The organism is Streptomyces sp. NPDC001828, from assembly GCF_042892175.1.
Classification (GTDB): Bacteria; Actinomycetota; Actinomycetes; order Streptomycetales; family Streptomycetaceae; genus Streptomyces.
In genome coordinates, this window is sequence record NZ_JBIATV010000009.1 from 31,309 (window position 1) to 54,700 (window position 23,392).

Genomic DNA, 23,392 nt, shown 5'->3' on the forward strand with positions numbered 1-23,392 from the left:
CCTCGTGCGTCCGAAGCCTTGTGCGCCCGCCCAGGACGCCTTTATAGTCACAGTGACCATTAAGGGGGGTACGGCGTGAGCCTCACCTGGACCGAGACATTCGGCGTCGCCGGGCACGGCAGGCGGACCTGGGCCCACGGGGGTGGACCAGGTCCCGGCGCCGGCCCGGCGCGGCCCGCGGGGCGACGATGACCGCGGCCGGCCCCCGGGCTCAGGAGGGGGGAGCCCGGGGGCCCCGGGGCCAGGTGCCCGAGGGGTACGACCCGCACGCCTTCGAGCCGTTCGCCGTCACCGTCGACCTGGCCGTCTTCACCGTGCGCGAGGGCGTCCTGCACGCCCTGCTCATCCGGCGCGGCCAGGACCCGTACGCGGGGGCGTGGGCGCTGCCCGGCGGGTTCGTGCTGCCGCGCGAGTCCACCGAGCTCGCGGCCCGGCGCGAACTGGCCGAGGAGACCGGCCTGCCCGACGACCTGGTGGCCCGGCTCCACCTGGAACAGCTGCGCACCTACAGCGAGCCGGACCGCGACCCCAGGATGCGGGTCGTGTCGGTGGCGTACACCGCGCTCGTGCCCGACCTGCCCGAACCGCACGGCGGCGGCGACGCGGCGCACGCCGAGTGGGTCGCCTTCGGCAGCTACGGGCAGCTCGCCTTCGACCACGCCGAGATCCTCGCCGACGCCCGTGAACGCATCGGCGCCAAGCTCGAGTACACCTGCCTCGCCACGTCGTTCTGCCCGCCCGAGTTCACCCTCGGCGAGCTCCAGCAGGTGTACGAGACGGTCTGGGGCACCGTCCTCGACCGCCCCAACTTCCGCCGCAAGGTGCTTGCCACGCCCGGCTTCGTCGAGCAGGTGACAGGTGCCTCGCGGCTGACCGGCGGCCGGGGCAAACCGGCCGCGCTCCACCGGGCGGGTCCGGCCACCGCGCTGCATCCGCCCCTTCTGCGCCCGGAGGGACGACAGACATGAACCGTGCCGCGAAACAGACGGCGACCGGCGCCCTGGTCGGCCTCGCGCTGGGGGACGCCCTCGGCTTCCCCACCGAGTTCAACGACGTGCCCGCGATCCTCGCCAAGTGCGGGCCGTGGCGCGAGATGGCGCTGCCGGACCCCGCGATCGTCACCGACGACACCCAGATGACGCTCGCGCTCGGCCGGGGCATCCGCACCGCGATGGACCGCGGGCTGCTCGGCCCGGACCGGCTCGAAGGGCCGGTCCGCGCCGAGTTCATCGACTGGTACCACTCGCCCGAGAACAACCGGGCACCCGGCCGCACCTGCCTGGTGGCCTGCGCCCAGTTGGACAGCGGGCTGCCCTGGCAGCAGGCGAGCCAGCTCGGCTCCAAGGGGTGCGGTGCCAACATGCGGGTCGCGCCCGTCGGCCTGGTGCCGGGCCTGAGCGAGGAACAGCGCGCGGGCGCCGCCCAGTTGCAGTCCGCGCTCACCCACGGCCACCCCACCGCGCTGGCCGCCTCCGACCTCACCGCGCGCGCGGTCTTCCTGCTCGCCCAGGGCGCCGACCCGACGGGCCTGGTCGGCCAGCTGCGCTCGTACGCGTACGAGAACCGCAGCCGCTACCACGACCGCTGGCTCGGTGACCTGTGGACGCACTCGCAGGACCCGACGCCCGGCCACTTCATCGCGCGCGGCTGGGACGACTGCCTCGACGCCCTCGACCGGGTGCTCAAGGCGCTGCGCGACCCCTCGCCGGAGACCGACCCGTGCCTGGATACCGGCGACGGCTGGATCGCCGAAGAGGCCTTCGCCACCGCTCTGTTGTGCTTCCTGCTCTTCCCCGACGAGCCGCTCACCGCGCTGCGCCGGGCCGCCTGCACCCAGGGCGACTCGGACTCCATCGCCTGCCTGGCCGGCGCCTTCGCGGGCGCCCACCTGGGGGCCGCGGCCTGGCCCAAGGAGTGGGCCGAGCGCATCGAGTACCGCAGCGAACTCCTGACCCTGGGGGCGCTCTGGGATGCTTGAGCCATGATCGACCTCCGAACCGCCGACCTCGCGCCCGTGATAGCCGAACAGCCCGACCCGCTGCTGTTCGCCACGGTCTCGGGCGCCCATCTGTACGGCTTCCCCTCCCGGGACTCCGACGTCGACCTGCGCGGCGTCCACGTCCTGCCGGCCGAGGCCCTGGTGGGGCTGCGCGAACCGGAGGAGACGCGGACGCGGATGTGGTTCGAGGACGGCGTGGAGATGGACCTCGTCACGCACGATCTGCGCAAGTTCGTCCGCCTGATGCTGCGCCGCAACGGTTACGTACTGGAGCAGCTGCTCTCGCCGCTGGTCGTGCACACGACGGACGCGCACGCCGAACTCGTGGCGCTGGCACCCTCGGTGCTGACCTCGCACCACGCCCACCACTACCGGGGGTTCGCCACCACGCAGTGGCGGCTGTTCGAGAGGACCGGTGAACTCAAGCCGCTGCTCTACGCGTTCAGGGTGCTGCTCACCGGGATCCACCTCATGCGCAGCGGCCGGGTGCAGGCCGACCTGACGGCCCTCGTCGGCGAGGTGGCCGCCCCCGGCTATCTGCCCGAGCTGATCGCCGCCAAGGCGGAGGCCGAGCACGGCGCCGCGAGCGGACCGGGCCGCGAGCGCCTCGCCGAGGACATCGAGGCGCTGCACGCCGTTCTGGACGAGGCGCAGGCCGCCTCGCTACTGCCCGAAACCGCCGCCGGGCACGACGCGCTGCACGACTTCGTCGTACGCGTCCGCCTCCAGGGCTGACGCCCGGCGCACCCGGAACAGGAAGTCCGCGACCCGGGCCCCGTCCGGTTCGGCCGGCAGGGGAGAGGCGGCGGCCGCCTCGTCGGACGCGGCGGCGAGGCCGGCCATCCAGGACTCCACCCGGGTCCAGGGCACCTCGCCGCGCTTGACCGCGAGCAGCCGCTCGCGCTCGGCGCCGACGTCGATGGTGAGCACCCCGGTGCGCAGCAGATCGCGGCAGCTCATCAGCAGCCGCAGCAGATGCATCGCGTGCTTCCAGCGGGGCGCCCCGTGCTGCCGGACATCGGCGTCGAGCTTCTTGCGCTGGCCGAGCGCGTAACGCGCGAACGTCTCGTGGGCCCGGCGGGAGAGGAACGCCCCGCGCAGGGAGAGGAGTTCACGCCCGGTGTCGTCGAGGTGCTCGACCAGCGGGGAGTGCAGGCACTCCAGGATGTTCGGGTTGGCGCGCAGGGCCAGCTCGCAGAACCGCTCCAGCTCCCAGCTGAACTGCTCGTCGGCCGGCCCCTCGATGTGGGTCGGGGGCTTCTCGAACCGCCAGAACAGCGCGGTCGGCGCGAGGTAGATCCCGCGTACGTCGGTGTCGCTGCCCTCGGTCGCGAGCCCGAAGGCGCGCGAGCCCATGACACAGGAGTACACGGTGTGGTCGGCGATCAGCTCCTCGGGCGTCATGGCGGTCATTGTGGCTGGTCAGGGCAGCCGGATCGAATCCTTATCGACGGTGATCTGCCGGGCGGGCAGCGGACGCGTGGCCGGCCCGTGCGCCACCGAGGCGTCCGCGATCCGGTACTTGCTGCCGTGGCAGGGGCAGTCGATGGTGCCGTCCGCGACGGTGGAGACCGTGCAGCCCTGGTGGGTGCAGATCGCCGAGAAGCCCTTGAAGGTGCCCGCCGTCGGCTGGGTGACGACGACCTTCTGCTCCGCGAACACCTTGCCGCCGCCCACCGGGATGTCCGAGACCTTGGCGAGGACCTGTCCTGCCCGCGCGGGCGCGCTGGACTGGCCGGAGGCCGCGGGAGGGCTGGACTCGCCCGGCGCGGCGGACGCGCTGCCGCTCGGCGCGCCGGGGGTCGACGCGCTGGAGGCCGGGGTCGAACTCCCGCCGCTGTCACCGGAGTTGGAGCACCCGGCGAGGGCCGCCGCCCCCGCCGCCGCCACGAGTACCGTCCTGCGGCTGTTGACTGCGTCCACCGTGTGCTCCTCAGATCGTCGTCACGCCGGACGCGGAACCGTCCCGCACGTGAAGTCGTCGCACCGGGCGCCCGGACGGCGCGCGGCAGGAGCATCCTGGCGCCGAAGGGGCCCGGGACGAAGCACCGGCGGGTCGCATGTCCCCCGCGCCGGGCCACGGCCGGGGCGCTTCGGGCCAGGGACGCGTCAGGTTCGGGGCGCGAGACCCAGCGCGCGGCCCTCGGCGTCCCGGCGCACTTCCAGGACCGCCGTCACGGCCGCCCGCTCGATGGGCCCGTACACATGGGGGAACAGCACATCCCCCGGGCCCTCCCAGCGGACCTCGGCGGCCAGCGCCGACTCCTCGACGCACAGGACCACGAGCGGGCCGGGAACGGCGCGGTAGCGGGCATCGGCGACGGCCAGGGCCGAGGCCTCGTCGGCCGAGCAGTGCACGAAGCCCTCGGCGGCGAGCGAGGGCGGACGGTAGGGGAGGCCGGGCCCGGCCGACCACTCGACCAGGGGAACCACATGCAGGATCATCCGTCGGTTCTACACCGGGCCCGGGCCGGACGCGGCGGGCGGCGGCGGTTCGCCCAGGTGGCGCAGGTGCCCCGGCCGGGTGAGATTGGCCCTGTTCTCCTGCGTACCCTCCATCCGAAAGGCACGACAATGGCGGGAAATGACCTGGGCAGCCTTCTGGGCGGCCTCCTCGGCGGCAGCGGCGGCGGAGCATCCTCCTCCGGCGGCGCCGGGAACATCCTCGGCGCGCTGCTCGGCGCCCTCGGCGGCGGCGGAGCCGCGGGAGCCGGAGGCGGCCAGAACGGCGGCAACCCGCTCGGCGGCCTCATGGACATGCTCACCAAGTCCGGACTCGTCGACCAGGCCAAGTCCTGGGTCGGCAACGGCGACAACCAGCCGGTGAGCGGCGCCCAGATCGCCGAGGCACTGCCCGACGAAGCGCTCCAGCAGGCCGCCCAGCAGGCCGGCGTCTCCCCCGAGGAGGCCGCCGACCAGATCGCGCAGCACCTGCCGCAGGCCGTCGACAAGCTGACCCCGGGCGGGCAGCTGCCGCAGGCGGGCACCTCGCTGGAGGACCTGATCAAGCAGCAGAACCTGTAACGAGCACCGCACGCGGCGGCCGTCCTCGTCCGGAGGTCGGCCGCCGCGTACGTCCACCGGCGGCGCTGACTACGCTGAACGGGAACGAAGACCGAGGCTAGGAGCACGTCGTGGCGGTACGAGCGGTCCGTGGGGCAGTCCAGCTGGAGCGGGACGAGGCCGGGCACATGGACGAGCAGGTCGGGTCGCTGCTCACCGAGATCCTGGAGCGCAACGGCCTGACGCCGGACGACCTCATCAGCATCTGGTTCACCGCCACCCCCGATCTGCACAGCGACTTCCCGGCCGCCGCCGCGCGGGGCCTCGGCATCACCGACGTACCCCTGATCTGCGCGCAGGAGCTCGACATAACCGGGGCCATGCCCCGGGTGGTGCGGATCCTCGCGCACGTCGAGACCTATCTCGACCGTTCCGAGATCGCCCATGTCTACCTCGGCTCCGCCGCCGCACTCCGCAAGGACATCGCCCAGTGAGAACCGCCCTCGTCATCGGTACCGGACTCATCGGCACCTCCGCGGCCCTGGCCCTCGCCGGCCGGGGGATCACCGTCCACCTCGTCGACCACGACCCGGGCCAGGCCCGCACCGCCGCCGCGCTCGGCGCCGGCACCGACGAGGCACCCGAGGGCCGGGTCGACCTCGCCGTCGTCGCCGTGCCGCCCGCGCACGTGGCCGCGACCCTGGCCGAGGCGATCCGGGGCGGGATCGCCCGCGCGTACATCGACGTGGCCAGCGTCAAGGGCGGCCCGCGCCGCGAGCTGCTCGCGCTCGGCTGCGACCTGAGCTCCTACATCGGCACGCACCCCATGGCGGGCAAGGAGCGCTCGGGCCCGCTGGCCGCCACGGCCGACCTCTTCGAGGGCCGGCCCTGGGTGCTCACGCCGACCCGGGACACCGACACCGAGGTGCTCAACCTGGCGCTCGAACTGGTCGCGCTGTGCCGGGCCGTGCCGGTCGTCATGGACGCCGACGCCCACGACCGGGCCGTCGCGCTCGTCTCGCACACCCCGCAGCTGGTCTCCTCCATGGTCGCCGCCCGCCTCGAAGAGGCCGACGAGACGGCGGTCCGGCTGTGCGGTCAGGGCATCCGCGACGTCACCCGCATCGCGGCCTCCGACCCGGGGATGTGGGTGGAGATCCTCTCCGCCAACCCGGGCCCGGTCGCCGACGTCCTGTCCGGGATCGCCGCCGACCTCGACGAGACCGTGCGCGCACTGCGCTCCCTCGAGTCCGCCGACGAGGACAAGCGGCGCGGCGGCGCCCTCGGCATCGAGGACGTGCTGCGGCGCGGCAACGCCGGCCGGGTCAGGGTGCCCGGCAAGCACGGGACCGCGCCCGCCACGTACGAGATCGTCGCCGTGCTGCTCAGCGACGAGCCGGGCGGCCTCGCGCGGCTGTTCGCGGACGCGGGCCGGGCCGGGGTCAACATCGAGGACGTCCGCATCGAGCACGCCACCGGCCAGCAGGCGGGCCTGGTCCAGCTGATGGTCGAGCCGGCCGCGGCCCCGGGTCTCACCGCGGCGCTGCGGGAGCGGGGCTGGTCGATCAGGCAGTGACGCGGTCGTCCCGACCGGGCGGGACGGGGGGCTCGCACGAGCCAGTAACCTTGTGGGGGGCGGATTTGCGCCCCGAGCATCCCCGCCCCGTACCAGGAAGGTGTCCGTCACCGTGGAAAGCGCCGCCCGGACCGCTCCGGCAGCAGTGATTGTCGCCATCGACGGCCCCTCCGGCACCGGCAAGTCCAGCACCTCCAAGGCCGTCGCCGCCAAGCTGGGCCTGAGCTACCTGGACACCGGCGCCCAGTACCGGGCGATCACCTGGTGGATGATCGGCAACGGGATCGACATCGACGACCCGGCGGAGATCGCCGTCGCGGCCGCCAAGCCCGTGATCGTCTCCGGCACCGACCCCTCGGCGCCGACCATCACGGTCGACGGCGAGGACGCCTCGGGACCGATCCGCACCCAGGAGGTCACCTCCAAGGTCAGCGCGGTCAGCGCGGTGCCCGAGGTGCGGGCCCTGATCACCCAGCTCCAGCGCGACATCGCGGCGGCCGCCGGGCAGGGCATCGTGGTCGAGGGCCGTGACATCGGCACCACCGTGCTGCCCGACGCCGACGTGAAGGTGTTCCTCACCGCGTCCCCCGAGGCGCGGGCGGCCCGCCGCAGCGGCGAGCTCAAGGGCGCCGACGTGGCGGCCACCAGGGAAGCCCTGGTCAAGCGGGACGCGGCGGACTCCGGCCGCAAGACCTCCCCGCTGGCCAAGGCGGACGACGCGGTCGAGGTGGACACCACCGAGCTCACCCTGGACCAGGTCATCGAGTGCGTGGTCACCCTCATCGAGGAGAAGCGGGCCGCCAAGTGACAGCAGCAGTACCTGTCGCGGAGCGGGGCGCGGAGATCGGACGCCGGATCGGTGTCGGCCTGATGTACGGCCTGTGGCGGCCGCGCGTGCTGGGATCCTGGCGGGTCCCGGCGGGCGGCCCGGTGATCCTCGCCGTCAACCACTCGCACAACATCGACGGCCCCATGGTGATGGGCACCGCCCCGCGCGGCACCCACTTCCTGATCAAGAAGGAAGCCTTCGTCGGGCCGCTCGGGTCCTTCCTCGAAGGCATCGGCCAGCTCAAGGTGGACCGGTCGGTCGCCGACCGCACCGCGATCACCGACGCGCTCGCCGTGCTCGAAGGGGGCGGCGTCCTCGGGATCTTCCCCGAGGGCACGCGCGGCGACGGCGACTTCGCCTCGCTGCGGGCCGGCCTCGCCTACTTCGCCGTGCGGTCGGGCGCGCCCATCGTGCCGGTGGCGGTACTGGGAAGCACCGAGCGCCGCGGCCGGTTGATAAAGGGGCTGCCGCCGCTGCGCAGCCGCGTGGACGTGGTCTTCGGGGACCCCTTCGAAGCGGGCGACGGCAGCGGCAGACGCACCCGCAAAGCCCTGGACGAGGCCACCGTCCGCATCCAGGACCGGCTCACCGGCCACCTGGACACCGCCAGGCGCCTGACCGGGCGCTAGGCCAGACTTTCAGTAGTGGACCGCTCGATCGCGGTCCACCGATCACCACGATGAACGAGGTACGGACTTCATGAACGACCAGCACGAACACGGAGCGCTCGGCGACGCCGAGTACGCGGAGTTCATGGAGCTCGCCGCCGAAGAGGGCTTCGACGTCGAGGACGTCGAGGAGGCCCTCGGCGAAGCCGGCCACGGCCCGCTGCCGGCCCTCGCCGTCGTCGGCCGCCCCAACGTCGGCAAGTCGACCCTGGTGAACCGCATCATCGGCCGCCGCGAGGCCGTGGTCCAGGACAAGCCCGGCGTCACCCGCGACCGCGTCACCTACGAGGCCGAGTGGGCGGGCCGCCGCTTCAAGGTCGTCGACACCGGCGGCTGGGAGCAGGACGTCCTGGGCCTCGACGCCTCCGTCGCCGCCCAGGCCGAGTACGCCATCGAGGCCGCCGACGCCGTGGTCTTCGTCGTCGACGCCACCGTGGGCGCCACCGACACCGACGAGGCCGTCGTCAGGCTGCTGCGCCGGGCCGGCAAGCCCGTCGTGCTCGCCGCCAACAAGGTCGACGGCATGTCCGGCGAGTCCGACGCCGCCGCCCTGTGGTCGCTCGGCCTCGGCGAGCCCTTCCCGATCTCGGCGCTGCACGGCCGCGGCACCGGCGACCTGCTCGACGAGATCCTCAAGGCCCTGCCCGAGGCCCCGCCGCAGCGCTTCGGCACCTCGGTGGGCGGCCCCCGCCGCATCGCCCTCATCGGGCGCCCGAACGTGGGCAAGTCCTCGCTCCTGAACCAGGTCGCCAAGGAGGACCGGGTCGTCGTCAACGCCCAGTCCGGCACCACCCGCGACCCGGTCGACGAGCTCATCGAACTCGGCGGAATCACCTGGAAGTTCGTCGACACGGCCGGCATCCGCCGCCGCGTCCACCTCCAGGAGGGCGCCGACTACTACGCCTCGCTGCGTACCGCCGCCGCCGTCGAGAAGGCGGAGGTCGCGGTCGTCCTCATCGACACCAGCGAGTCCATCTCGGTGCAGGACCAGCGCATCATCACGATGGCCGTCGACGCCGGGCGCGCGCTGGTCATCGCGTACAACAAGTGGGACACCCTCGACGAGGAGCGGCGCTACTACCTGGAGCGCGAGATCGAGACCGAGATGCAGCAGGTCGCCTGGGCGCCCCGGGTCAACGTCTCCGCGCTGACCGGCCGCCACATGGAGAAGCTGGTCCCGGCGATCGAGACGGCGCTCGCGGGCTGGGAGACCCGGGTCCCCACCGGTCGCCTCAACGCCTTCCTCGGCGAGCTCGTGGCCGGTCACCCGCACCCGATCCGCGGCGGAAAGCAGCCGCGCATCCTGTTCGGCACGCAGGCGGGCACCAAGCCGCCGCGGTTCGTCCTGTTCGCCTCCGGCTTCATCGAGGCCGGCTACCGGCGCTTCATCGAGCGCCGGCTGCGCGAGGAGTTCGGCTTCGACGGCACCCCGATCCACATCTCGGTGCGGGTGCGCGAGAAGCGCGGGCGTAAGAAGTAACTCCCCCACGGGAGCCCGCAAGGGAGTAACTCCCTTGCGGGAGAAGGTCAGAGCCCCCTGCGGGGGCCGGGCGGCAGTGCCGCCGGGAGCTGGTGCTGCCCGGCGTACTGCCGCCCGTTCGCGTTCATCGCGGGGTGCACATGCCAGTTCCCGGCGTAGGTGGCCGGGAAGTGCTGGGTCTGATGGCCGGTCTGGTGGCCGGTGCGGGCGCTGTGCATCCCCGTCCCGAAGCCGCCGATGACGCCGAACCCGGTGAAGCCGAGGTCCTCCTCGCCGGACCGGTCACCGGGCAGGGCCCGGAAGGACCGCAGGTACTCCGAGTACAGCGCGTCGTAGATCGGCGTGGGGGACTGGGCTCCCGACGCCTCGCCCGAGGGACGCATGGCGGGGATCTGGGACTGGTACGGCTGGCGGGAGGAGTCGTATGTGTGCACGTATGTGCCAACGACCCCGTAGGGCCGGGGATGCGGGGCGTTCCGGCTTATCGGTTGCGCGCCGCCGGGTGCCCCACGCCCCTTCCCGCGCCCGCCCCGGAGCTGCCGGGGCGGGTCCGCGGGCATCCTCAGGTGCCGGCCAGCGGCATGGCCGCGGCGACCAGCCGGCCGTCGGCGGCGGCCTTCTCCAGGGCGTCCCTGAGCAGGTCCTCGCGCGGCTGCTGGCCGATCATGCCGACCGGGGCCGCGAAGACCAGGACGCGCTGGGACTTGTTGGCGGCCGCGCGCCAGCCCTCCGTCACCTGGAGCGGCTGATGGGCCTGCCACCAGGACACCGAGCTGCTGCCGCCGCCGGTGCCGGGCTGCAGGACCGCGTGCAGCTGGCCCATGGCGAGCAGCACGGACCAGCCCGGCAGCACCGCGGGCAGCCGGGCCATGTCGGTCACCGGCACGAAGCCCTGCTCGATGAGGAGCGGGAGGAACTCGTCGGTGCTGCCGCCCGAGCCGGCCCGGGCGATCGGGCCGGTCGGCTCGACGACGAGCGCCGGATGCAGATCGCCCTCGATCAGGACCAGACCGCTGGTGATGCCGAGCACGGCCTGCTCGGGCGAACCGCCGACCGCGACCGGGTCCTCGCCGGTGATGGAGCGTACGGCGCCCTGGAGCTGCTCCTCGGCGACCTGGACGACCTGGGAGGGGATGCAGCTGGCGTGGGCGAAGGCGAGCACGGCCGTTTCCTCGCCGACGAACAGGACGGTGCTGGTGCGCTCCTGCTCGGAGTCGCCCGGCGTGCGGCAGGAGGTGCAGTCGTAGCTGCCCGGGGCGTTCTCGCCGGCGAGCAGCCGCTCGGCTTCTTCGTCGCCGATCTCGGCGCGGACGTCCTCACTGACGTCGAGCATGCGCGGCACGGGTGGCTCCTAGGAACTGAGTGGATGCGCCGGGCGGTTCCCGGCTTCTCTCGTACAAACGACAACGGGCGATCTGTGGCCGGAGTCACGCGCGGCGCCGGACGGAATCGAACCGCGCCCAGCGGAGGGTGAATTCGCCCCCGGAACCCCTCACTCCCTGTCAACGCGTGTGGGGGACATGGAAGTTGGGGCGGTGAACTGGCTCACAGATCGCTTGGCCGACAGGTCGACAAATCCTGAAATCCTGCCATTCAGTGGGTGACCGGAAATTGCCGCTACTGCCGGTAACGGGCAACTGGCCTTGCCGGACGGGCCGTTGGTTGATGCCGGAGCCCGCGGGTCCCTAGATTCCAGCCCCGTGTGCATCGAGCACCGCCCGGGAACGCCCGCCGGCCGCACAGCCAGCTACGACCTTCCGGTGGGCGGGGGCGGCACGGAACGCGGCGCAGGACGCGCCGAGGGCCGGGCCGCCCAGGGGGACCCCGGGTCCTTCGAGAGGGATTTCATGTCCGTTGGTACCAGTGGTTCCAGCTCCGTACGCAGGCGTGGCACGGCAGCGTTGATCGGCGCCGCGATCGCGGCCCCGGCCGCCCTGCTCGGCGTCGCCACCGGCCCGGCCGCCGCGGCCGACGCCGGCGTGTGGGACCGCATCGCCCAGTGCGAGAGCGGCGGAAACTGGCACATCAACACCGGAAACGGCTACTACGGCGGGCTTCAGTTCGCCGCCGGGACCTGGCGGGCGCACGGCGGCGGGGCGTACGCGGCCACCGCCGACCGGGCCAGCAGGGCCGAGCAGATAGCCATCGCCACCAAGGTCCAGAACGCACAGGGCTGGGGAGCCTGGCCGGTCTGCTCGCGCCGGGCGGGCGCGACCGGCGGCGCCCCGGGAGCGGCGGCACCGGCCCGGCCGAAGAAGCAGGCCGAGCGGCCCCGTCAGGCGGAGCGCCCCCGCGAGGCGGCGCCGGAACCGCACAAGGCCCCCGAGCCCCAGCGGCAGGCGGCCGAGCAGCGGCCCGTGGCCCCGCTCCGCGCCGCGAGCGCGCCCGCCGCTCCGGCCGGGTCCTACACGGTCAGGAGCGGGGACACGCTCTCCGCCGTCGCGGCGGCCCACGGCACGGCGTGGGAGGCGCTGTACGCGGCCAACAGGGCCGTCATCGGCGGTGACCCGGATCTCATCCTGCCCGGGCAGCGGCTGAAGGTCTGAGGGCCGAAGCCCCGTCCGGCCGCCCGGACGGGGCTTCGCTCCGCCACGGAACCCGCTCGCCCCCGTTCCCGGGTGGACCAGTGGTGATCAGGTCCTGGAGTACAGGTGACGGACAGGCCAAGTACAGTCCGTACCTGACCGAAGGATTTCGGTCCCGACCCACCCGGACGGTCAAATGATCAAGTCCACGATCGACTGACCGATCGAACGACCAAGGGACGTCTGGCCCATGCACCTCTCGTTTCTGCTGCACAACGCGTACAGCCTGGGCGGCACCATACGGTCGACCTTCAACCTCGCCGGTGAGCTCGCCCGGCGGCACGACGTCGAGATCGTCTCCGTCTTCCGCCACCACGACGAGCCCACCCTGCCCGCCCCCGAGGGCGTCCGCCTGAGGCACCTCGTCGACCTCCGCGAGAACGGCCCCGGCTACGAGGGCGAGCACCCCGAGCACCGGCGGCCCGCCAAGGTCTTCCCGCGCGGCGACGGCCGCCACAGCCAGTACAGCCGCCTCACCGACGCCCGGATCGGCGCCCACCTCGCGGCGACCGAGGCCGACGTCGTCATCGGCACCCGGCCCGGCCTCAACGTCCACATCGCGCGCGAGACCCGCCCCGGCGTGGTCCGGGTCGGCCAGGAACACCTGACCCTGGCCGGGCACAGCTACCGGCTGCGCAGCGAGATAACCCACTCCTATCCGCTGCTCGACGCGATCACCACGGTCACCCGGGCCGACGCCGAGGCCTACCGCGCGCTGCGCCTGAGCGGGGTCCGCGTCGACGCGGTGCCCAACTCGGTGCCCGCCCCCCTGGTGGAGCCCGCGTCCGGCGACAGCAGGCTGGTGGTGGCGGCCGGGCGGCTCACCCCCGTCAAGCGGTACGACCTCCTGGTACGGGCCTTCGCGCAGGTGGTCGCCGTGCGGCCGGACTGGCGGCTGCGGATCCACGGCTCCGGGGACGCCTTCGGCAACGAACGCGACGCCCTGCGCAACCTCATCGACGATCTCGGCCTCTACAACCATGTGTTCCTCATGGGCGTGGCAGGCGACCTCGACGGCGAGTGGATCAAGGGATCCCTCGCGGCCGTCACCTCGAGCCACGAGTCCTTCGGCATGACCATCGTCGAGGCCATGCGCTGCGGCCTCCCGGTCGTCTCGACCGACTGCCCCCAGGGACCACGCGAGATCATCGACGACGGAGTGGACGGCCGGCTCGTCGAGACCGGCAACGTCGACGCGGTGGCCGCGGGCCTGCTCGAACTGATCCAGGACGACGCGCTGCGCCACCGCATGGCGAAGGCGGCCCTGGACAGTTCCCAGCGCTTCGACCCGGCCCGGATCGCCGAACGGCACGAGGCGATCTTCGGCGAACTGCATGCCCGCGGCGGCGGCAGCCGCTCCGCCGGGGCGCTGCGCGACGGCCTCCACCGCGCCCGCAGCACGGCCCTCGACGGGGCCTACGCCCTGCGCCACAAGGCCGCCTCCGCGCTCCGGAAAGGGCAGACCGCATGACCACCACCGCCGAGTCACCCGGCACCGGAAGCGCCTCCGCCGCGCCCCGCGTCGACTGCATAGCCGACTCCGCGGGCGGGGTGACCTTCGACGTCATCGCGACCGCGGACACCGACGCCACGCTCGTCCTGCGCCGGCGCGGCCCGAACCCCGGCGCCGATGTACTGCTTCCGCTCACCCCGGCCGCCGAGGGACTGCTGCGGGCCGTGCTGCCCAGCACGGTCGACGTCGCCGAGGGCGTGTGGGACACGTGGCTGCGCTTCGGAGAGGGTGCCGAGCGGCGCCTCGAGCCGGGCGTCCGGGACCTGCGCGCGCTGGTCGACCGGGAGCCGGGGGCGGACGCGGAACGGATCGCGGTGCGCATCCCCTACCCGGGCCGCTCCGGCGAGCTCGTGGTCCGCAGCTGGCTGCGCAGGCCGCACGCCGAGACCGGCACGATCGGCTTCGACGGGGCCGCGGTCACCGTCCAGGGCCGCCTGTACGGAACGGAGCTCGGCCCCGGCGCGGCCGTCGAGGCACGGCTGCGGGGCGGCGGCCGCGTCCACCGGGTCGCGGCGAGCGCGGAGGGCGACGGCTTCACCTTCACGCTGCCGTACGCGCCGCTCGCCGAAGGGCTGGACGCCAAGGAATGGCTCTGGGACCTGTGGCTCCTGACCGGCGCCGACGGCCCCGCCGTCCGCCTCGCCCGCATCCTCGACGACGTACCGCTGAAGCAGGCGATCTTCGTCTACCCGGGCTCGAAGGCGGGGGCCGCCGTGGTCCGCCCGTACTACACCGGCGCCAACGACCTGAGCGTGCGGGTCGACGCGGTGCGGAGCTGAGCGGACCCGCCGTCGCTCAGGCCCCTGGCTCCTCCGGTCCCGGCACGGCCACCTGCTCGGCCGCCGGCTCCAGGTCGTCGCGGAACGGCGCGAACTCGGGGTGGTGCAGATCGAACGCCGGGGACTCGGTGCGGATGCGCGGGAGGGTCACGAAGTTGTGCCGGGGCGGCGGGCACGAGGTCGCCCACTCCAGCGAGCGGCCGAACCCCCACGGGTCGTCGACCTCCACCTTCTCGCCGTACCTCGCCGTCTTCCAGACGTTGTAGAAGAAGGGCAGCGTGGACAGGCCGAGCAGGAACGCGCCGATCGACGAGAGCGTGTTGAGCGCCGTGAAGCCGTCCGCCGCCAGATAGTCCGCGTACCGCCGCGGCATGCCCTCCGCGCCCAGCCAGTGCTGGACCAGGAAGGTGGTGTGGAAGCCGATGAAGAGCGTCCAGAAGTGCATCTTGCCGAGCCGCTCGTCGAGCATCCTGCCGGTCAGTTTCGGCCACCAGAAGTAGAAGCCGCCGAAGGTCGCGAAGACCACCGTGCCGAACACCACGTAGTGGAAGTGGGCCACCACGAAGTACGAGTCCGTGACGTGGAAGTCCAGCGGGGGCGAGGCCAGGATCACGCCGGTGAGGCCGCCGAACAGGAAGCTCACCAGGAAGCCGACCGCCCACAGCATCGGGGTCTCGAAGCTCAGTGAGCCCCTCAGCATCGTGCCGGTCCAGTTGAAGAACTTCACGCCGGTGGGCACCGCGATCAGGAACGACATGAACGAGAAGAACGGCAGCAACACCGCCCCGGTCGCGAACATGTGGTGCGCCCACACCACGACGGAGAGCCCGGTGATGGCCGCCGTCGCGCCGATCAGGGCCGTGTAGCCGAAGATCGGCTTGCGCGAGAAGACCGGGATGATCTCCGTGATGATGCCGAAGAACGGCAACGCGATGATGTAGACCTCGGGATGGCCGAAGAACCAGAAGAGGTGCTGCCACAGCAGCGCTCCTCCGTACTGCGCCTCGAAGACCACCGAGCCGAACCTGCGGTCCGCCTCCAGGACGAGCAGCGCCGCCGCGAGCACCGGGAACGCGATGAGCACCAGGATCGAGGTGAACAGGACGTTCCAGGTGAAGACCGGCATCCGGAACATCGTCATGCCGGGCGCGCGCATGCCGATGATGGTCGTCAGGAAGTTGACCGCGCCGAGGATGGTGCCGAAGCCGGAGAGCGCGAGGCCCATGATCCAGAGGTCGGCGCCGGCGCCGGGGGAGCGGGTCAGCGAGTTGAGCGGCGCGTAGGCGAACCAGCCGAAGCTCGCGGGCCCCGTGGGCAGCAGCACCGAGCCGAGCACGATGAGCCCGCCGAACAGGAACAGCCAGTACGCGAGCATGTTCAGGCGCGGGAACGCCACATCGGGGGAGCCGATCTGCAACGGCATGATCGCGTTGGCGAACCCGGCGAAGGTCGGCGTCGCGAAGAGCAGCAGCATGATCGTGCCGTGCATCGTGAAGAGCTGGTTGTACTCCTCGTTGGTCATGAGCTGCAGCCCCGGCCGGGCCAGTTCGGCCCGCATCAGGAGCGCCATCACACCGGCGATCAGGAAGAAGACGAACGACGTGATCAGGTAGAGGTGCCCGATCTTCTTGTGGTCCGTGGTGGTCAGCCAGTCGACGATCACCGCGCCCGGCCGGCCGGCCCGTGCGGGCTCCGCCGCCGGGGTCACCGTCTCCGTACCCATCGCACCCCCAGAGGTGTCTGGCGTCAGGCCAGGGGACATGATGCTCGCGCTCCGGGCCGCCGCAACAGAGGGCGTGCGTCATCCGGCCGCGCCATCGATCGGTGCGGGTCACGGGGGCGAAAGTAGGGATCGTGTAAGGGTGCGGTGAATTGCCTACGCTCTGTCAATTCCGTCCTGTGGCCCGTCGAGTGGGAATTGACCGGATGCCGCGCGAGGGAATTGCAGCATTTCGAAAAATGCGTTCGAGTGGCCGAAACCGTGATGTGCGATAACTGGGCAAGGGGTCAGGAACTGCCCGTACGAGTGACGGAGTTCGAGGCGAAGTCGAGCCCCGATCCTGTGACAGAAGTGTGACTGGTGGGGTACCGGGGGCGGACAACCAGCGGGTCCGCCGGGCCGCCGGGCCCCCCGCTTCCGTCCGCGCCGCGCCCCGCCTACGGTGGGGTGCATGGCACCCATACCGTCCCACTCCGCCCACCCCGACGACGCCCCCGAGACCTATGTCGGCCTCGACGCGCAGGAGGCCGAGCGGCTGGCCAGGTCGCGCGGCTGGTCCACCGTCAGGTCGCTCGCGCCGGGCTCGATCATCACCATGGAGTACCTGGCGGGCCGGCTGAACTTCGAGGTCGAGAACGGCAGCGTGCGGCGCTGCTGGCACGGCTGAGACCCCTGCCCGCCCCGCCTTCGCCGGCGGACACGACGAAGGCCCCCGGCTGATGCCGGGGGCCTTCGTGCCGCGTGCGTACCGTGCGCGTCGCCGGTGCCGTCAGCCGCCCAGGGGGCGGGCCGGGGCGGTGCGCGGCGCGCGCTCGGTGTGCGGGGAGCGCCGGGTGCCGGCGGGGACGGCCGGGGGCCGCTCCGAACGGGCCGGCTGGTAGGGCCGGGCCGGGAGCGGCCGGCCGGAGCCGCGTCCGCTCGCCGCGCCCACCGGCTCGCGCACCGGGACGTCGTCCTCGTCGTGCCCGCGCTGGGGGACCATCGCGGGCGCCGCGGGGGCGGGCACCGGGGCCGGGGCGGCGGCCGCGCGGGGCCGCCGGCGCTCGCGCACCTTGGCACGCACCGCGAAGACGAAGGCCTCGGCGCGGGCGATCAGCGGCTCGAACCAGGGCAGGGCCAGCAGGATCAGCAGCCCGGCCGCCCAGCCGAGGAGGACATCGCTCACCCAGTGGGTGCCCAGGTACACGGTGGTCGCCCCGACTCCCAGGGCGACCATGGCCGAAATGACCGACAGCCAGCGTCTCGCGCGGGGGGTGGTGGCGAGGTAGGCGAGGATGCCCCAGGTCACGACCGCGTTGGCGGTGTGGCCCGAGGGAAATATGTCGCCGCCGGCGAAGAGCTCGGCGGACCCTATCTGCGTGGCGTAGTGCGGCCCGAGCCGTCCGAGGCCGAGCTTGACCGAACCGACCGTCATGTTGAGCAGCAGAAGGGCCGCCCCGAGGGTCAGGAGCGGCCGCAGTGTGTGCTGACGCCAGGAGCGCCAGCCCAGCCAGGCCATCACCATCACCGCGGTGGGACCGCGCTGGCCGAGGACCACGAAGTAGTCCAGGAAGGCGTGCAGCTGCGGCCACTGCTCGTACGGCCGGTACAGCATGACCTTCCAGTCCAGCTCGACGAGCCAGGAGGAGCCCAGCACGGCGACGACGATGGCGAGGTAGAACGCCATCGTCGCCCCGAAGAGGACCACGCGGTGACGGCTCATCCGCGGGATCTCTATCTTCGGTGGCTCGGGCTCCCGGTCCAGGCGGGCGAAGATTCGGTCAGTACGCACTCAATCGACGTTACAGCGAGTGAGTGACGGCCCAGGCCGATCCGGGGTCTTTGTGATGACGATGTGATGTGGAGTATGTCTCACGCCCGCCTTTATTCCCGAGCCCCTCCGAATACCCCGGGTCCTTGTCCTCTATTCATTCGACTCGCCTCCGGAAGGACTGTTTCTATCCGGCGGAATTCCGTTTGCCGGACGGGTGAGCGGAATTCATGCTTCGGTCACCGGTCCGGTACGGAGCGTAAAGATCACTCCATGGAGCGGGCGGGCGTGGCGCACACCACACCGGGGCCGGCCGCACGGTGAGAGGTGGACCACGCGCCACGCGGGCGAACTCGCGTACGCTGACGAACCACTCGCCCGTCGATGCCGGGCCTTCGGGGACCTCGATCAGGGCTGGTCACTGGTCCGCCCGGCCCGCCGACCGCGAGAGTGGTGACGGCGCGGTCCGCCCCGGCCGCACCGTCCCGGACCCGCTCGGTCCGCAGTACTGGGAGGTACGTACATGACAGGGACGACCATGACCGGTGCGGAACCGCGCGCCCATGCCGGTGGCGCCAACCGCTGGGTCATCCTCGTCGTCCTGTGCGTGAGCCTGCTGTTCGTGGCGCTCGACGCCACCGTCCTGCACGTCGCGATCCCCTCGGTCACCGAGGACCTGCGGCCGGGCTCGGTGGAACTCCTGTGGATCGTCGACGCCTACCCGCTGGTCTGCGCCGCCCTCCTCATCCTCTTCGGCACCCTCGGCGACCGGGTGGGCCGGCGCCGGGTGCTGCTGCTCGGCTACGCGATCTTCGGCGCCGCCTCCGCGGTCGCGGCGCTCGCCGAGTCGGCGCCGGTGCTCATCGCGGCCCGCGCGCTGCTCGGCATCGGCGGCGCGATGATCATGCCCGCCACCCTCTCCATCCTGCGCGTCGTCTTCCCCGACCGCCGCGAGCGGGCCACCGCCATCGGCATCTGGACGGCGGTCGCCGCGATCGGCGCCGCCACCGGGCCGGTGCTCGGCGGCTTCCTGGTCCAGCACTTCTGGTGGGGTTCGGTCTTCCTCATCAACATCCCGCTGATGGCCCTGATATTGCCGCTGGGCCGCTGGATCCTGCCCGAGTCCAAGGGCAGCTCCGACGGACCCTGGGACGTGCTCGGCGCGCTGATGGCGGCCGGCGGCATCCTCGCGGTGGTCTTCGGAGTGAAGCGGCTCGGCACCGGAACCGGCGTCCTCGACGGCCGCACCCTCGCCGCCCTCTGCGTCGGCGCCGCCCTGCTCGTCCTGTTCGTCCGCAGGCAGCGCCGCCGCGAGCATCCCCTGATCGACATCGGCATGTTCTCCCGGCCCGCCTTCACCACCTCGGTCGGCTGCATCATCGTCGCCATGCTGGCGCTCGTCGGCCTGGAACTCATAGCGGTCCAGTACCTCCAGCTCGTCCTCGGGCTCTCCCCGCTCCAGACCGGTCTGCGCATGCTGCCGCTCACCTTCGCCGCGATGGCGGCCGGCGCGACCGGGTCGTACACCCTGCGGTGGCTCGGCCCGCGCCGCATGGTCTGTACCGGCTTCGTGCTGACGGCGGGCGCCGTGCTGCTGCTCGTCCTGATGGGCCAGACCGACTGGCCGGCCCTGATGATCGTCTCGTTCGTCATGCTCGGCTTCGGCCTCCAGACCACCCTCTTCGCCGCGTACGAGTCGATGCTCAGCGAGGCCCCGCCCGAGCGGGCCGGCGGCGCGGCCGCCATCGGCGAGACCTCCTACCAACTCGGCGCCGGCATGGGCATCGCGCTGCTCGGCAGCGTCATGAACGCGGCCTACGCGCCCGGGCTCGCCTCCGTGCGTGGGGTTCCCGCCGCGTCCTCCGCCGCCGCGGCCAATTCGCTCGGCGAGGCCTACGACGTCGCCGCCCGCCTCGGCGGCTCGGCCGGTCAGGCGCTGCGCGCCGCGGCCCGGACCTCCTTCGTGCACGGCGTGCACGTCACGCTGTTCGTCAGCGCCGCGCTGCTGCTCCTCGGCGCGGTGGCCGGCCTGCGGCTGCCGCGGATCATGGACTGCTCGGTGGCCGGACAGGACCGGGACGCCGAGCCGGAGCCCGGCCACGAGGAGCGGGCGCGCCCGGCGCGGCAGCGCGACGTGAAGGTGCCCGCCCCGGCCCGGCCCGGCGATGTGGCGGCCGTGGAGTCTGGACGCACGGGACACTGACCCGTAACGTCAGCGCTCAGGTAATAACTAACACTGCTAGTTTTAGTTGAGCGAGAGCCGCGGAGGCGCCCCCATGTCCGCTCCTTCCTCCAAGCTGCCCCCCTTCGACCCGGCCGACCCGCTCGGCATCGACGACCTGCTGAGCCCCGAGGACCTCGCGGTCCGCGACACCGTGCGCTCGTGGGCCGCCGACCGGGTCCTGCCCCACATCGCCGAGTGGTACGAGAACGGCGAACTGCCCGGCATCCGCGAACTGGCCCGTGAACTCGGCTCGATCGGCGCGCTCGGCATGTCCCTGACGGGCTATGGCTGCGCCGGCGCCAGTGCCGTCCAGTACGGCCTGGCCTGCCTGGAGCTGGAGGCCGCGGACTCCGGCATCCGCTCGCTCGTCTCCGTACAGGGCTCCCTCGCGATGTACGCGATCTGGCGGTTCGGCTCCGAGGAGCAGAAGCAGCGGTGGCTGCCGGGCATGGCGTCGGGCGAGATCATCGGCTGCTTCGGCCTCACCGAGCCCGACCACGGCTCCGATCCGGCCGGCATGCGCACGTACGCCAAGAAGGACGGCACCGACTGGGTCCTGAACGGCCGCAAGATGTGGATCACCAACGGTTCGGTGGCGGGCGTCGCCGTGGTCTGGGCGCAGACCGACGACGGCATCCGCGGCTTCGCCGTGCCGACCGGAACGCCCGGCTTCTCGGCCCCCGAGATCAAACACAAGTGGTCGCTGCGGGCCAGCGTCACCAGCGAGCTGGTCCTGGACGAGGTGCGGCTGCCCGCCGACGCCGTGCTCCCGGAGGTCACCGGGCTCAAGGGCCCGCTCAGCTGCCTCTCGCACGCGCGGTACGGAATCGTCTGGGGCGCGATGGGCGCGGCCCGGGCCTCCTTCGAGGCGGCGGTCGGCTACGCGAAGACCCGCGAGCAGTTCGGCAGGCCCATCGGCGGCTTCCAGCTCACCCAGGCGAAGCTCGCCGACATGGCGCTCGAACTGCACAAGGGGATCCTGCTCGCCCACCACCTGGGCCGCCGCATGGACGCGGGGCGGCTGCGCCCGGAGCAGGTCAGCTTCGGCAAGCTCAACAACGTGCGCGAGGCGATCGAGATCTGCCGCACCTCACGCACCATCCTCGGCGCGAACGGCATCTCGCTCGAATATCCGGTGATGCGGCACGCCACCAACCTCGAATCGGTGCTCACCTACGAGGGCACCGTGGAGATGCACCAGCTCGTGCTCGGCAAGGCGCTCACCGGACTCGACGCGTTCCGCTAGGAACGCCCGGGCCCGGCGGTCACCCGTCTCCCCCGGGGGCCAAGGCCCCCGGGCCCCCGGCCGGAACGCACCGGGGTTCAGCTCTGGTTGAAGAAGCCGCCGGTCTGGCGGCCCGCGGCCTCGCCGCTGACGATCTGGGTGTCGGCGGGGGTGAGCAGGAAGACTCTCGTCGCCACGCGCTCGATGGAGCCGCGCAGACCGAAGGTGAGCCCGGCCGCGAAGTCGACCACGCGCTTGGCGTCCCCGGCGTCCATGGCCGTGAGGTTCACGATCACCGGCACGCCCTCGCGGAAGAGTTCGCCGATGCCCCGCGCGTCCCGGAAGCCGTCCGGCGTGACGGTGGCGATCCGGCGGCCCTGCTCCTCGGCCGTCTCGGAGGCCACCCGCACCCGCGGGTCGGTCACCCAGGCCTCGCCGGACTCGGCGGCACCCTCGGTGTACTCGTCGTCGTAGTAGCGGTCGTCGTTGTCCTCGACAAGCCCCAGCCAGGCACTGGCCTTGCGCACCGATCCCATGGACGCCTCCTCTCACTGCGGTCAGCTTCTTGCTGCTTCTTCAGTTCCCTATCCCTATGGTCGTCCATGATGCGGATACCGCGCCAAGTGGATAGTCGCCGCGCAGGTGATTCGTGACGGTACTGGCACAGATCATGTGGCGATTCGTCAGGAATCTTCTGGGATACGCCCGGTACGTGAAGCCCGGAGTAACAAAATTATGTATGTCCCTCCACATGAGTGACACAGGGGTCGTACGGGTGAACGGATGGCTCGATACGGTGCCTGCCGTACTGAAGAACGAGGCGTGAGCGGGGCGCCTTCGGTGCCCCCGGCCGCCAGGACGGCCTGATCGGCGCGGTCCTGACGGAGGCTCAGGACGACGGCGGCGGGACGGGGAACGCCGAAGCCGCCCCGGCCGGGGCGCGCGGGCGGCGGGGAGTGCCCCCCAAGCTGCCGCCGCGAAACGCTACTTGTGCTCGGGCGGGGAGATCTGGGACTGCTCGATGCCCGAGCCCGTGGTGCCCCACTTCGCCAGGATCCGGTCGTACGTGCCGTCCTTCCTGAGCCGGTTCACCGCGGCCTGGAAGGCCGGGGCCAGCGGGGTGCCCTTCTTGAAGGCGAAGCCCACGTCCAGGCGGTGGTACTCGTTGAGGAACTTCAGCCCCTCCTGCCGGCCCACCGCGTACCGCAGCCCGTTGATCGTCGACATGACGACATCGCTGCGGCCCTGCTGGAGCGAGATCCACAGGGCGCCCTGGTCGCTGTAGGTCTGCACCGCGTACGGCTTCTTGCCCGCGTCCACGCACTTGGCCTTGTTCTGCTCCAGCGTCGCCTCGAAGGTGGTGCCCGCGCCCGTGGCCACGTTCAGTCCGCAGAGCTGGGCGAGGTCGGTCACGGAGGTCAGCTTGCTGTCCTTGCGGACGGCGAAGCCCTGGCCGTCGTTGATGTACGTCACGAAGTCGATGGTCTTGCGGCGGGCGTCGGTCACGCCGAAGTTGCCGGTGCCCAGGTCGTACTTGCCGCTGTCGAGCGCGGGCAGGATCACCTCGAACGCCGCCACCTCGCGCTTCAGCTTCAGGCCCAGCACCTTGGCGACCGCGTCCGCGAAGTCGACGTCCTGGCCGACGACCGTCTTCCCGTCCTCCAGATAGGTCGCCCCGGGCGGGGTGCCCACGCTGGTGGCGATGGTGAGGGTGCCGGCGGCGCGGACGTTCGCGGGCAGCAGCGCCGCCGCGGCGTCGTCCTTGCGTACGGCCGACACCACATCGGCGGTGGGGATCTTCCCCTGCTGTCCGGCGGCCGGCCCGGCGCCCACCGCGTCCGTCCCGCCCGCCTCCCCGGACCCGCAGGCGGTCAGGCCGAGGGCCGCGGCGGTGATGAGGGCGAACGCGGCGAGGCCGCGCGATCGGCTCAGGCTTCGGGACCGGCTCATGGCGGGATGTGCTCCAGGGTTTTCGGGCAGGCGGAAGTGCCGGGGGAGAGGTGCGACAAGAGCGTCGCGGGGTGTGACGAGGGGAGGGGTG

24 protein-coding genes are annotated in these 23,392 nt (G+C 72.3%); 15 read left to right on the forward strand and 9 right to left on the reverse strand.

Translation table 11 applies throughout. From position 1 onward, the window contains the following. The first annotated feature begins 188 nt into the window (after window positions 1-188). The 3 genes from ACFYZA_RS24165 to ACFYZA_RS24175 are packed head-to-tail and all read left to right on the forward strand — an operon-like array spanning window position 189 to window position 2,734. Entirely contained in the window at window positions 189-968 is a 780-nt protein-coding gene (locus ACFYZA_RS24165; RefSeq protein WP_382596730.1) for an NUDIX domain-containing protein, read from the forward strand. Further along, complete coding sequence (locus ACFYZA_RS24170) at window positions 965-1,978, forward strand: ADP-ribosylglycohydrolase family protein (protein ID WP_382596728.1); 1,014 nt, start codon at window positions 965-967, stop codon at window positions 1,976-1,978. The genes ACFYZA_RS24165 and ACFYZA_RS24170 overlap by 4 nt, the downstream gene beginning before the upstream one ends. A gap of 3 nt (window positions 1,979-1,981) precedes the next feature. Then, window positions 1,982-2,734, forward strand: coding sequence for a DNA polymerase beta superfamily protein (locus ACFYZA_RS24175; RefSeq protein WP_382596726.1), 753 nt, complete (start codon window positions 1,982-1,984; stop codon window positions 2,732-2,734). On the opposite strand, the gene ACFYZA_RS24180 is transcribed toward ACFYZA_RS24175, so the two are convergent. The 3 genes from ACFYZA_RS24180 to ACFYZA_RS24190 all read right to left on the reverse strand — a co-directional run bounded on the left by ACFYZA_RS24180 (window position 2,663) and on the right by ACFYZA_RS24190 (window position 4,444). Further along, the gene (locus tag ACFYZA_RS24180; protein WP_388492736.1) at window positions 2,663-3,403 is read right to left on the reverse strand and encodes a DNA polymerase beta superfamily protein; all 741 of its coding nucleotides are present in this window, start codon (window positions 3,401-3,403) and stop codon (window positions 2,663-2,665) included. The genes ACFYZA_RS24175 and ACFYZA_RS24180 overlap by 72 nt on opposite strands. An 18-nt stretch (window positions 3,404-3,421) precedes the next feature. Next, window positions 3,422-3,922: a Rieske (2Fe-2S) protein gene (locus ACFYZA_RS24185; protein WP_388492738.1), complete on the reverse strand. Its 501-nt coding sequence runs from the start codon at window positions 3,920-3,922 to the stop codon at window positions 3,422-3,424. A 186-nt stretch (window positions 3,923-4,108) separates the two neighbouring features. After that, window positions 4,109-4,444 carry a DUF952 domain-containing protein gene (locus ACFYZA_RS24190; RefSeq protein ID WP_382596720.1) on the reverse strand — a complete coding sequence of 112 codons (336 nt, stop codon included), beginning with the start codon at window positions 4,442-4,444 and terminating at the stop codon, window positions 4,109-4,111. A 129-nt stretch (window positions 4,445-4,573) separates the two neighbouring features. Here ACFYZA_RS24190 and ACFYZA_RS24195 point away from each other — a divergent pair, with 129 nt between their 5' ends. The 6 genes from ACFYZA_RS24195 to der all read left to right on the forward strand — a co-directional run bounded on the left by ACFYZA_RS24195 (window position 4,574) and on the right by der (window position 9,555). Beyond that, on the forward strand, window positions 4,574-5,023 hold the full coding sequence (locus ACFYZA_RS24195) for a YidB family protein (protein WP_382596718.1): 450 nt from the start codon (window positions 4,574-4,576) through the stop codon (window positions 5,021-5,023). A 110-nt stretch (window positions 5,024-5,133) separates the two neighbouring features. Next, window positions 5,134-5,496, forward strand: a complete 363-nt coding sequence (gene aroH / locus ACFYZA_RS24200; protein ID WP_382596716.1) for a chorismate mutase — start codon at window positions 5,134-5,136, stop codon at window positions 5,494-5,496. Beyond that, complete coding sequence (locus ACFYZA_RS24205) at window positions 5,493-6,578, forward strand: prephenate dehydrogenase (protein WP_382596714.1); 1,086 nt, start codon at window positions 5,493-5,495, stop codon at window positions 6,576-6,578. The genes aroH and ACFYZA_RS24205 overlap by 4 nt, the downstream gene beginning before the upstream one ends. Window positions 6,579-6,678: 100 nt before the next feature. Next, on the forward strand, window positions 6,679-7,386 hold the full coding sequence (gene cmk, locus ACFYZA_RS24210; protein WP_388492740.1) for a (d)CMP kinase: 708 nt from the start codon (window positions 6,679-6,681) through the stop codon (window positions 7,384-7,386). After that, window positions 7,344-8,036, forward strand: coding sequence for a lysophospholipid acyltransferase family protein (locus ACFYZA_RS24215; RefSeq protein ID WP_388492741.1), 693 nt, complete (start codon window positions 7,344-7,346; stop codon window positions 8,034-8,036). Before cmk ends, ACFYZA_RS24215 begins: the two co-directional genes overlap by 43 nt. A gap of 70 nt (window positions 8,037-8,106) precedes the next feature. Then, window positions 8,107-9,555 (forward strand): ribosome biogenesis GTPase Der, encoded by a 1,449-nt coding sequence (der, locus tag ACFYZA_RS24220; RefSeq protein WP_388492743.1) that lies wholly within the window; start codon window positions 8,107-8,109, stop codon window positions 9,553-9,555. Window positions 9,556-9,602: 47 nt separating this feature from the next. Here der and ACFYZA_RS24225 read toward each other — a convergent pair whose 3' ends face one another. Together ACFYZA_RS24225 and ACFYZA_RS24230 are read right to left on the reverse strand one after the other, a co-directional pair. Then, on the reverse strand, window positions 9,603-9,989 hold the full coding sequence (locus ACFYZA_RS24225; RefSeq protein WP_382596706.1) for a hypothetical protein: 387 nt from the start codon (window positions 9,987-9,989) through the stop codon (window positions 9,603-9,605). A gap of 128 nt (window positions 9,990-10,117) precedes the next feature. Beyond that, window positions 10,118-10,897, reverse strand: coding sequence for a hypothetical protein (locus tag ACFYZA_RS24230; protein ID WP_382596704.1), 780 nt, complete (start codon window positions 10,895-10,897; stop codon window positions 10,118-10,120). A gap of 505 nt (window positions 10,898-11,402) precedes the next feature. On the opposite strand from ACFYZA_RS24230, the gene ACFYZA_RS24235 reads away from it, so the two are divergent. The 3 genes from ACFYZA_RS24235 (at window position 11,403) to ACFYZA_RS24245 (ending at window position 14,432) form a co-directional block, all read left to right on the forward strand. Beyond that, window positions 11,403-12,101 (forward strand): transglycosylase family protein, encoded by a 699-nt coding sequence (locus tag ACFYZA_RS24235; RefSeq protein ID WP_388492745.1) that lies wholly within the window; start codon window positions 11,403-11,405, stop codon window positions 12,099-12,101. 229 nt (window positions 12,102-12,330) lie between these two features. Then, window positions 12,331-13,611 (forward strand): glycosyltransferase family 4 protein, encoded by a 1,281-nt coding sequence (locus ACFYZA_RS24240; RefSeq protein WP_388492747.1) that lies wholly within the window; start codon window positions 12,331-12,333, stop codon window positions 13,609-13,611. Beyond that, window positions 13,608-14,432, forward strand: coding sequence for a hypothetical protein (locus ACFYZA_RS24245; RefSeq protein ID WP_382596698.1), 825 nt, complete (start codon window positions 13,608-13,610; stop codon window positions 14,430-14,432). The genes ACFYZA_RS24240 and ACFYZA_RS24245 overlap by 4 nt, the downstream gene beginning before the upstream one ends. A gap of 16 nt (window positions 14,433-14,448) precedes the next feature. Here ACFYZA_RS24245 and ctaD read toward each other — a convergent pair whose 3' ends face one another. Beyond that, the gene (ctaD, locus tag ACFYZA_RS24250) at window positions 14,449-16,155 is read right to left on the reverse strand and encodes a cytochrome c oxidase subunit I (protein ID WP_382596696.1); all 1,707 of its coding nucleotides are present in this window, start codon (window positions 16,153-16,155) and stop codon (window positions 14,449-14,451) included. A gap of 448 nt (window positions 16,156-16,603) precedes the next feature. Here ctaD and ACFYZA_RS24255 point away from each other — a divergent pair, with 448 nt between their 5' ends. Further along, the gene (locus ACFYZA_RS24255) at window positions 16,604-16,819 is read left to right on the forward strand and encodes an I78 family peptidase inhibitor (RefSeq protein ID WP_382596694.1); all 216 of its coding nucleotides are present in this window, start codon (window positions 16,604-16,606) and stop codon (window positions 16,817-16,819) included. A 102-nt stretch (window positions 16,820-16,921) separates the two neighbouring features. Here the strand turns inward: ACFYZA_RS24255 and ACFYZA_RS24260 are convergent, their stop codons facing one another. Beyond that, window positions 16,922-17,923 (reverse strand): phosphatase PAP2 family protein, encoded by a 1,002-nt coding sequence (locus tag ACFYZA_RS24260; protein ID WP_382596693.1) that lies wholly within the window; start codon window positions 17,921-17,923, stop codon window positions 16,922-16,924. A gap of 502 nt (window positions 17,924-18,425) precedes the next feature. Between ACFYZA_RS24260 and ACFYZA_RS24265 the strand changes: the two genes are divergently transcribed. Together ACFYZA_RS24265 and ACFYZA_RS24270 are read left to right on the forward strand one after the other, a co-directional pair. Further along, the gene (locus tag ACFYZA_RS24265) at window positions 18,426-20,105 is read left to right on the forward strand and encodes an MFS transporter (RefSeq protein WP_382596691.1); all 1,680 of its coding nucleotides are present in this window, start codon (window positions 18,426-18,428) and stop codon (window positions 20,103-20,105) included. Between the two features lie 73 nt (window positions 20,106-20,178). Next, window positions 20,179-21,372, forward strand: coding sequence for an acyl-CoA dehydrogenase family protein (locus ACFYZA_RS24270; protein ID WP_382596689.1), 1,194 nt, complete (start codon window positions 20,179-20,181; stop codon window positions 21,370-21,372). A 77-nt stretch (window positions 21,373-21,449) separates the two neighbouring features. On the opposite strand, the gene ACFYZA_RS24275 is transcribed toward ACFYZA_RS24270, so the two are convergent. Together ACFYZA_RS24275 and ACFYZA_RS24280 are read right to left on the reverse strand one after the other, a co-directional pair. Then, on the reverse strand, window positions 21,450-21,887 hold the full coding sequence (locus tag ACFYZA_RS24275) for a cell division protein SepF (RefSeq protein ID WP_382596687.1): 438 nt from the start codon (window positions 21,885-21,887) through the stop codon (window positions 21,450-21,452). Between the two features lie 448 nt (window positions 21,888-22,335). Further along, entirely contained in the window at window positions 22,336-23,301 is a 966-nt protein-coding gene (locus ACFYZA_RS24280) for an ABC transporter substrate-binding protein (RefSeq protein ID WP_388492751.1), read from the reverse strand. Between the last annotated feature and the right edge of the window lie 91 nt (window positions 23,302-23,392).

Coding starts and splice junctions, on each gene's coding strand:
- ACFYZA_RS24255 (WP_382596694.1), top strand. CDS start 16,604: ATGGCACCCATACCGTCCCACTCCGCCCACCCCGACGACGCCCCCGAG.
- ACFYZA_RS24280 (WP_388492751.1), bottom strand. CDS start 23,301: ATGAGCCGGTCCCGAAGCCTGAGCCGATCGCGCGGCCTCGCCGCGTTC.
- ACFYZA_RS24170 (WP_382596728.1), top strand. CDS start 965: ATGAACCGTGCCGCGAAACAGACGGCGACCGGCGCCCTGGTCGGCCTC.
- ACFYZA_RS24195 (WP_382596718.1), top strand. CDS start 4,574: ATGGCGGGAAATGACCTGGGCAGCCTTCTGGGCGGCCTCCTCGGCGGC.
- ctaD (WP_382596696.1), bottom strand. CDS start 16,155: ATGGGTACGGAGACGGTGACCCCGGCGGCGGAGCCCGCACGGGCCGGC.
- ACFYZA_RS24180 (WP_388492736.1), bottom strand. CDS start 3,403: ATGACGCCCGAGGAGCTGATCGCCGACCACACCGTGTACTCCTGTGTC.
- der (WP_388492743.1), top strand. CDS start 8,107: ATGAACGACCAGCACGAACACGGAGCGCTCGGCGACGCCGAGTACGCG.
- ACFYZA_RS24275 (WP_382596687.1), bottom strand. CDS start 21,887: ATGGGATCGGTGCGCAAGGCCAGTGCCTGGCTGGGGCTTGTCGAGGAC.
- ACFYZA_RS24190 (WP_382596720.1), bottom strand. CDS start 4,444: ATGATCCTGCATGTGGTTCCCCTGGTCGAGTGGTCGGCCGGGCCCGGC.
- ACFYZA_RS24270 (WP_382596689.1), top strand. CDS start 20,179: ATGTCCGCTCCTTCCTCCAAGCTGCCCCCCTTCGACCCGGCCGACCCG.
- ACFYZA_RS24165 (WP_382596730.1), top strand. CDS start 189: ATGACCGCGGCCGGCCCCCGGGCTCAGGAGGGGGGAGCCCGGGGGCCC.
- ACFYZA_RS24240 (WP_388492747.1), top strand. CDS start 12,331: ATGCACCTCTCGTTTCTGCTGCACAACGCGTACAGCCTGGGCGGCACC.
- ACFYZA_RS24265 (WP_382596691.1), top strand. CDS start 18,426: ATGACAGGGACGACCATGACCGGTGCGGAACCGCGCGCCCATGCCGGT.
- ACFYZA_RS24245 (WP_382596698.1), top strand. CDS start 13,608: ATGACCACCACCGCCGAGTCACCCGGCACCGGAAGCGCCTCCGCCGCG.
- ACFYZA_RS24235 (WP_388492745.1), top strand. CDS start 11,403: ATGTCCGTTGGTACCAGTGGTTCCAGCTCCGTACGCAGGCGTGGCACG.
- ACFYZA_RS24175 (WP_382596726.1), top strand. CDS start 1,982: ATGATCGACCTCCGAACCGCCGACCTCGCGCCCGTGATAGCCGAACAG.